The organism is Gilliamella sp. HK2, assembly GCF_001690265.1.
Taxonomy (GTDB): Bacteria; Pseudomonadota; Gammaproteobacteria; order Enterobacterales; family Orbaceae; genus Gilliamella; species Gilliamella apicola_C.
On record NZ_LZGV01000095.1, the window covers coordinates 245,829 to 254,983 of the forward strand.

Annotated in this window: 5 protein-coding genes; 2 read left to right on the forward strand and 3 right to left on the reverse strand. The window is 35.8% G+C overall.

Annotation, left to right across the window (positions count from 1 at the left end; translation table 11 throughout):
• Window positions 1–283 precede the first annotated feature (283 nt).
• Window positions 284–2,845 (forward strand): DNA mismatch repair protein MutS, encoded by a 2,562-nt coding sequence (gene mutS, locus A9G45_RS11325; RefSeq protein WP_065568437.1) that lies wholly within the window; start codon window positions 284–286, stop codon window positions 2,843–2,845.
• A 96-nt stretch (window positions 2,846–2,941) separates the two neighbouring features.
• Here the strand turns inward: mutS and dld are convergent, their stop codons facing one another.
• The 3 genes from dld to rlmF form a co-directional block, all read right to left on the reverse strand.
• On the reverse strand, window positions 2,942–4,639 hold the full coding sequence (gene dld, locus A9G45_RS11330; protein WP_065568438.1) for a D-lactate dehydrogenase: 1,698 nt from the start codon (window positions 4,637–4,639) through the stop codon (window positions 2,942–2,944).
• Between the two features lie 467 nt (window positions 4,640–5,106).
• Window positions 5,107–5,943 carry a YcxB family protein gene (locus A9G45_RS11335; protein WP_065568439.1) on the reverse strand — a complete coding sequence of 279 codons (837 nt, stop codon included), beginning with the start codon at window positions 5,941–5,943 and terminating at the stop codon, window positions 5,107–5,109.
• Window positions 5,944–6,248: 305 nt separating this feature from the next.
• Entirely contained in the window at window positions 6,249–7,241 is a 993-nt protein-coding gene (gene rlmF, locus A9G45_RS11340; RefSeq protein ID WP_065568440.1) for a 23S rRNA (adenine(1618)-N(6))-methyltransferase RlmF, read from the reverse strand.
• 295 nt (window positions 7,242–7,536) lie between these two features.
• Here rlmF and A9G45_RS11345 point away from each other — a divergent pair, with 295 nt between their 5' ends.
• A complete protein-coding gene (locus A9G45_RS11345; protein WP_065568441.1) occupies window positions 7,537–8,970 on the forward strand; it encodes a sodium:proton antiporter in 1,434 nt (477 codons plus the stop codon).
• The last annotated feature ends 185 nt before the right edge of the window (window positions 8,971–9,155 follow it).

The window sequence follows — 9,155 nt, forward strand, 5'->3', positions numbered from 1 at the left end:
AATTTAAGTTAGATTTATAAAATAACACCTATACAAAGCTAATTAAAGGAATCTAACTTTTACAATAAATAATAATCAATATGTTAAATATTTGATGCAATTTTTTGATTATGATATAGATATTGATTTTATAGCTGATGCCATAAAATAGCTTTCTGTGATAAACTAATAATCAGTTATAATATAAGCACTACCTATCATTTTATACATTGCAATAATGCGTTACGAAACTTGCTTATTGTTTTACCAGATTGGAACATAACGAAATTAAAAAAATAACGCCATGATTAATGAAGACAATTTTTCCGACCATACACCCATGATGCGGCAATATTTAAAACTGAAAGCCGAAAACCCCGATATTTTGCTTTTTTATCGCATGGGTGATTTTTACGAAATGTTTTATGACGATGCTAAACGTGGCTCGCAGCTTTTAGATATTTCGCTCACTAAACGTGGCTCTTCAAATGGTGAGCCTATTCCTATGGCAGGTGTGCCCTATCATGCTGTTGAAAGCTATCTAGCCAAGTTAATTTCGCTAGGTGAATCCGTCGCTATTTGTGAACAAGTTGGCGATCCGTCCACCAGTAAAGGTCCCGTTGAACGTAAAGTTGTTCGTATTGTTACCCCAGGTACTGTCAGTGATGAATCGTTACTAGAGGATCGCAAAGACAATTTACTGGCTTCAATTTGGCAACAAAACCGCCATTATGGTTATGCGACACTCGATATCAGTTCAGGTCGATTTTTTGTTTTTGAATGTGATAATTTCGAGGCAATTCAAGCCGAATTGCAACGAACAAGTCCCGTTGAATTGCTTTACCCCGAAGATTTTCAATCCATGCCATTAATTGAACATCGTCATGGTTTGCGCCGTCGCCCACAATGGGATTTTGACCTTGAAACGGCAAAACAGCAACTTAATTTACAATTTGGTACCAATGACCTTGTCGGATTTGGTGTTGAAGACTGCCATTACGCACTTTGTGCAGCGGGGTGCTTATTGCAATATGTTAAAGATACCCAACGCACGGCGCTGCCTCATATACGTTCAATTATCAAACAATCAGCCTATGATTTTGTGGTATTAGATGCAGCCACTCGGCGTAATCTAGAAATTACTGAAAATCTAGCTGGTGGCACTGAAAATACCGTTGCTGAAATACTCGATAAAACCCAAACGCCAATGGGTAGTCGAATGCTTAAGCGTTGGTTACATGCACCAATTCGCAATTTGACAATATTACAAAATCGCCAACTTGCGATCAGTGAATTACAAAATTATATTGATGATGCCAACCCATTATTAAAACAAATTGGCGATTTAGAACGTATTTTGGCAAGGCTCGCGTTGCGAACCGCTCGCCCTCGTGATTTTGCTCGTCTGCGTGATGCTTATAATTTATTACCACAGTTACAAAATCTATTGAGTTGCCTTACTTCGCCCGCATTAATCACATTGCGAGCCAAAATAAACCAATTTGATCGCATAGCAGATATTTTAAATCATGCTATTGTTGATGCCCCGCCCGTGATTATTCGTGATGGCGGTGTGATTGCAGGTGGATATAATGCAGAGCTAGACGAGCTACGAAGCCTTGCTGATGGTGCAACCAATTATCTAGAACAGCTTGAAATACGAGAGCGTGAAACGCTTGGCATTGATACGCTTAAAGTGGGCTTCAATGCGGTGCATGGCTACTATATCCAAATCAGCCGAGGTCAAAGCCATTTAGCGCCAATTCATTATACTCGTCGTCAAACACTGAAAAATGTTGAACGGTACATAATCCCCGAGCTTAAAGAGTATGAAGATAAAGTCCTTACAGCTAAAGGGCGAGCATTAGCGCTCGAAAAACAACTTTACGAACAGCTATTTGATCTATTAATGCCCGAACTCGCCGATATGCAAATTAGCGCTGATGCCATTGCCGAGCTTGATGTTTTAACCAACCTTGCAGAGCGCGCATTAACACTTAACTATCAAACACCAACACTATCAACCAACGCAGGTATAGAAATTAAAGATGGGCGGCATGTGGTTATTGAACAAGTATTACAGACGCCTTTTATTGCCAATTCACTATCATTATCACCAAGCAGACGCATGTTAATTATTACTGGACCAAATATGGGAGGGAAAAGTACTTATATGCGTCAAGCGGCTTTGATTGTGTTGCTTGCCTATATTGGTAGTTTTGTACCTGCATCAAAAGCAACAATTGGCCCAGTAGATCGCATTTTTACCCGAATTGGCGCTTCAGATGATTTAGCTTCAGGGCGTTCTACGTTTATGGTTGAAATGACTGAAACGGCCAACATTATGCATAATGCCACAGAACAAAGCCTTGTTTTAATGGATGAAATCGGTCGAGGCACCTCAACTTATGATGGGCTTTCTTTAGCTTGGGCCTGTGCGGAAAATTTAGCTAATGAAATCAAATCAATGACACTGTTTGCCACCCATTACTTTGAATTAACCCAACTACCTGAACATCTGCAAGGTGTTTATAACATCCACTTTGATGCTATTGAACACGATAATACTGTTGCTTTTATTCACGAAGTATCTGAAGGTGCGGCTAGTAAAAGTTTTGGTATTGCTGTTGCTGGGCTTGCTGGCGTACCCAAAGTAGTATTAAAACGAGCTAAACAAAAATTGAAAGAGCTAGAAATTATTTCCAAACAATCTGCTGGTAGCCATATTGATAAATCGCAACTCTCGTTGATGATCAGTGAGCCAACAACGTCAGAAGTCGAAGAAGCATTAAAACAGATCGATCCTGATGCTTTAACACCTAAACAAGCTTTAGAAATGCTATATCAATTAAAAAAATTATTGTAATGTGCAAGCGCAATAATCGTTTTATCACATTACAATTTAACAACTATCAATAATCACTGCCAAATTGACTTTTGGCAGTTAGATTTTTAGGTGTGATTACGCCCAATGCTTTTTCTTTGATGTTTTACCAATACCAGGGTTAAAGCTATTTGTTGGATCGAGCTGTTGATAGAATTTTTTCAAATCATCATTCGCATGATACAAATGCCCAACATTATGCTCTGCTGGATACTGAGCCCCTCGCTGGTCGAGTAATGCTAAAATATCGTGCTTAACTTTATCGCAATCCACGCCTTTTTTGGCAATATAATCTTGATGAAAAACATAACAGAAAAAATGCCCATAATACATTTTGTGAATAAAATGTTGATCGATATCTTTTGGTAGCGTTTCAAACCAATCGGTATCATTGCGTTTTAATGCAATATCAAGTGCCACAATGTCTTCTACTGTTTTACTATGCACATTGCGGTAAGCCGTTGCAGCCCCTGCGGCAGCAAAGCGGTGTAACATCGCTGCTTGTGCTTCCTTTTCATTGCATAAAAAATAATTACCATTTTTATTTCGAAAATAGCCTTTTAAAAAAGCTTCGGCCTCAGCGATTCCATCATCTGCCATTTTTAAGATAAGATGATGCTGATAACAATCACGATAATTGCGTAACGACTTAGGCAAGTGCTTTGGTAATAATCGACAAACAAAAATAGAAAACCGATCCGAAAAATTCTTAGGGAAAAACGGAATTTTAGCGGTAATGCGATCTACAACATTTTTAAAAACAAACAGGCGTGGCATCATATCTGTGCCTAATTTCTGAATAGCAAGAAAGGTTGGTTTACCATAAATAGCTGCAATATCAAAAGCCACACGATGCATATATTCGCCCGACACAGGTAAGGTTTTAAATTGACGCAAAATATGGCGGCGAATATCATTTAATTCAGTAATATTATTTGTGCCAATATAAAATACAGCCGATTTATTTTCTAAAGGAAAGGTATCTAAGCGCACGGCAAAAACCATTAAACGTCCGGCACTGCCCGACGCTTCATAATGGCGGGTTGGATCGGCATTAAACCGAGCAGGTGTATTAGCATCAACTTGACGAACATGCTCACAATAATGATGATCATGACCTAAACCTGCATCTGCATTTATATCTTTATCGGTATAAGTATGATTTTGCAAATTCTGCAAAATCGTTTCTGGCTCATCCCCCAGCTCAATACCTAAATGATTAACTAAGTGCAATTGTCCTTGCTGATCTAATTGAGCAAAAACAGCCATTTGAGTATACGCAGGTCCTCGCTGAATAAGCGCACCGCCAGAATTATTACAAACGCCTCCCATCACTGATGCACCAATGCAAGATGAGCCAATCACCGAATGTGGGCCTCGATGATATTTTTTTAATTCTTTTTCTAGCCGATAGAGCGTGCTACCTGGCAAGCAAACAACTTGCTCACCATTTTTAATAACATTAATCCCGTCCAATCTGCGAGTGCTAACAATAACGATGGGGCGATCATAATCATTGCCATCTGGCGTAGATCCACCTGTTAAACCTGTATTCGCTGATTGTGCAATCACAATCACATCAGCCTCAACACAAGCTTTTAAAACTTGCCATTGCTCAACAAGTGTGCCTGGCAAAACTACCGCCAAGGCATCTCCCTTACCAAAGCGAATACCCTGACGGTAAGGGAGTGTTCGGCTAGGAGTAGTTAAAGTATATTTATGTCCAACAATACTTTGTAGCTTCTCAATGAGTTTAGCTGTTTGATTACTTTTCATATCGGTATGTCCCATGTATATTGAAAATTGTATTGCGTTAACACTGGTTATTTAATAATCAACCATCTTAACTAAAAGCAATACAATTAGCTATCGGTATTTCATCAATCTTTACCGCGCATTAATCGTTATTTTTCATGAAAAATAGATTAACCGTGAAGTATAGTCGTTAAGTTTAAGCGTAAATAATGGATAAGTTATCGGTTATCATTGAGCATCAAGTGCAAGGATTTACGCTTTCTTATACATTCACTTTTTTATGATGGAGTGGGCATATGCAATTTTTATCATTAAAAATAAAAAAGTTATTTGATATGATTTATCTTACTTTGAGATGTATTATTGCTTTCTTGCTTAATCATTAACTTTAATCTTAGAAATAACAACGTAACATCCGTAGAAATAAGACAAGAAAATATCCTTCTGGAAGGTTGAGAGGCGTAAGATTAAATGCATACCAAATATGACTAACAATAATTCTTATTTTGCTTAAAACTTTCCTCAAGTTTTTGCCGTTGCTGATGAGTAAATTCGTCATAAAAAAGAAAATAAAAAGAATATTTTTGTATTTGTATTAAATAGCCTTTCTTTAATTTTCTTATCTTATAAAATTCCGAATATTTAATTTTAACTCCAGATAGTTTTTCTTTATATGTGCATTCTAATTTATCATTATAAAATGTGATAATTGCATGGCGGTAAACGCTATTCACCGATTTAACAATGCGATTCACCGATAATCGCAAACACAATGGATACCCAACCAAGGCAAAAATAGAACCCAATAACATAGATAGAGAAATTTGATCAAAAATAAAACCTATCAGTATAATAAAAAGTATTACAAACATTCCGATCGTTATATTACGGTACAAATACTTGAGCCCCGTTAGGATTCTTTGTGTTGTCACTTCGTAATTTTCAATAACAGCTAATGGTGCGTCACACTCTTTTTCGTAATATGGCTTTAAGTTATTGTCTAATATTATTAAATGTTCGGGCTTAAATAGTTCAAATTTAACAAAATAAAATATTGTGCAATTAACAAAAAATAGATACCCATCTGCTTTTTTATGGATTTGATAAAAGTCTTGATAATAGTAAGTATTGGTTTCACTTTTATCCTGATTATGTAATATCATTTTTTCATCATCAAATGTGATTAGAAAATTTCGCATATTGTCGGCTATTGAGCGGTCTAAATTCTCGGCAAACTCTTTATCTAGCACGCCTGACTGAGCATAGTACGAATCTAACAAATATTGCGAGTTGATTTTATATTCTACAGTTATTTTTTTATTCATTGTTTAGCTCTTCATTGAATAATTATTATTAAATATACTATTTAATAATTCCAATTATGTATACTATTTTTAATTACGCCTATTGGTTATCAGAACAAAACGCACACAACAATTTACTCAAAGCTTATCCAAAGCGAGTAAAATAACCCACCAATACTTAACGTTTTTATTTAAAACGACTTACTATTCTATTAAATACCTTAAAAACGGTGTCGATATTAAGATCCAACCACCAATAAAATCTAAATTGACACGCCTCTCCCCATATTTGGTTTACCATTGTGATGCTTTTAAAATCAATGTAGTTAATATGCTGAGTTGTTTTTTATTGAAACGGATGTATTTCCTGAAATCTTTTTAAAAAGATCTTTACGCTCATTTTTATTAAAAAATGTCCACGCTACAAATCGGCTTACTTTTTGTCCTTGTGCCATGGGTATAATTTTACTATCAATGACACCTGCCACTTTTAATTGTTTTTGTATTAATTCTAATGAGGATTTTTTAGATACTAACGAAGTAAACCATAAGCATTGATGTTTAAACACTACACTTTCTTTAATCATCTTTGTTATAAAAACACTTTCACCACCTTGACACCAAAGCTCGGCATGTTGCCCGCCAAAGTTAAGAACTGCTTTTTGTGTTGGGCTTGTTAACTTACCTAAATTTGTCAGCTTTTTACGCGTGCTGGCCAATGCTTCTTGCTCAGAAGAATGAAATGGTGGGTTGCAAAGTGTTAGCAGGTAAAATTCTTTGGGTTTAATAATATGTTTAAATATGGCCGTCTTGTCTTTCTGCAATCGACATAACACAGATCCATTTAATAGGTTATTAGCTTGGCAAATTAACGATGCTGTTTTAATAGCAATCGGATTAATGTCGCTACCAACAAACGACCAGCCATATTCAGCACGCCCAAGAATAGGGTAAATCACATTTGCACCAACTCCGATATCAAGCACTTTCACTTGCTTGCCACAAGGGATCTGATTACCGTTGTCTTGTGCTAATAAATCTGCTAAAGAATGAATATAATCTGCCCTTCCAGGAACTGGTGGGCATAAATAACCATCAGGAATATCCCACCACGATAACTGGTAATAATGGAGTAAAAGCGCCTTATTGAGCATTTTAACTGCTTTAGGATCGGCAAAATCAATCGACAAATTGCCATAACCATTGGGCTTAACAAACTGTGCCAAACTAGGCAAAGTTTGAATGAGCAGATCAAAATGATAACCGTCTTGATGTTTATTACGGTTATGCAAAGAAGGCTTTTTGAATGATACTGGCACACTGTTCCTATTTTATTGAAAATTAAATAGTCGCTATTATAAAATATTTAGAGCAATTAAGCGAAAATACCGACATTGCAAAACAAGAGTAATATCACTAAAAAATAATCAGTACAGAAATTTATTACCCTCTATCGGTTAACGCCAGCTTATAATGGCGTGATTATAATATTTCATTGTCTCTGTTGTGGTATTTAATTGATAAAACTGAATAAAAAGTAATAAAACGCTTTTTAAAATTAATTTTAGTTTTTATTTGTTATAATTGCACCAATTTAAAAAAGTAAAAAATGACATGAAAAATTATTTTAACTTACCGCTGGTATCACTTTTTGCATTATTGCTTTTCCCTTTTGATCTTTATGCAATGGATTTTAACGAATATGATTTATCACTACTTTGGGTGATTCCTTTTGTGGGGATATTACTGTCTATTGCGTTAATTCCACTATTTTTGCCGCAACTTTGGCACTACCATTACGGCAAAATCATTATTTTTTGGACGTTGTTATTTTTAGCCTTTCTATTGTTTTCATTTGGTTTGCAAACCGCCATCAATATTACCGTTCATGCAATTATGGTGGAATATCTTCCCTTTATCTTGTTATTGTTAGCACTATTTACTGTTTCAGGCGGAATTTTGATTAAAAGCGATGTGCTTAGCACACCCAAGCTAAATGTTGGTTTGCTGGCAATCGGAACGGTATTAGCCTCAATCATGGGTACTACAGGCGCAGCAATGTTAATGATACGTCCTTTAATCAGAGCCAATCGAGAGCGAAACTGCGCCGTGCACACGATTATCTTTTTTATCTTTTTAGTCGCCAATATTGGTGGCGGGCTAACGCCACTGGGCGATCCACCTTTATTCATTGGCTTTTTAAAAGGTGTTAATTTTGGCTGGACAGTTAAATATATGTTATTGCCGATTTTACTTAACTCATTGTTGTTATTATTTATTTATTATATGATTGATTGCCACTACTTTCGTTTACAATATGGTAATTTGCCCACTTTGGCTTCAACCACAAAAAGTACAAAAGTTAAAATTTATGGTATAAGAAATATTTTTTTATTATTGGTAATTATTGCTAGTGTACTAATGTCGGGCATTTGGCACTCATCAATTTACTTTACCGTTTTAGATGCACACATTACTTTACCTAATTTAATTCGCGATATTATTTTCATTACCATAACAATAATTTCGATAAAAATAACCCCGAAACAAGTACGTGCAGGTAATGAATTTAATTGGGCTCCCATCGTTGAAGTTGGAAAGCTATTTATTGGCATTTTTATTACTATTGTGCCTGTACTCGCTATTTTGCACAAGGGTAGCAACGGCGCGCTAGCGCCTTTAGTATCGCTAGTAACCAACTCTCAAGGCGAGCCAGTTAATAGTATGTACTTTTGGTTATCTGGTTTGCTTTCGGGTTTCTTAGATAATGCACCAACCTATCTTGTTTTTTTCAATTTGGCATCGGGTGATGCGGTAATATTAATGACAACACTTAACAAGACATTACTCGCTATATCAATGGGATCGGTTTTTATGGGGGCACTGAGTTATATCGGCAATGCGCCTAATCTTATGGTCAAAAGCATTGCCACTCAAAATAAGATTAACATGCCCAGCTTTTTTGGTTATATGAAATGGTCAATATGTATATTAATTCCTGTGTTTATTATCGATAATTTAGTCTTTTTTGTGTTTTTTAGCGAGTAGTAGCACATAATCAAATAATATGACTATTTCATTTAAAAATTAAGCACTAAAATACCTATGGATAAAATAATTTTTATTTACCGCCATATTGTGAATTTTGCTTTAAATTCGACAAGAATAACGCCTTAATAAATTTTCATTTTGGCGTTTTAAATAGCCCTCACCACTCATTAATTATGGTGGCA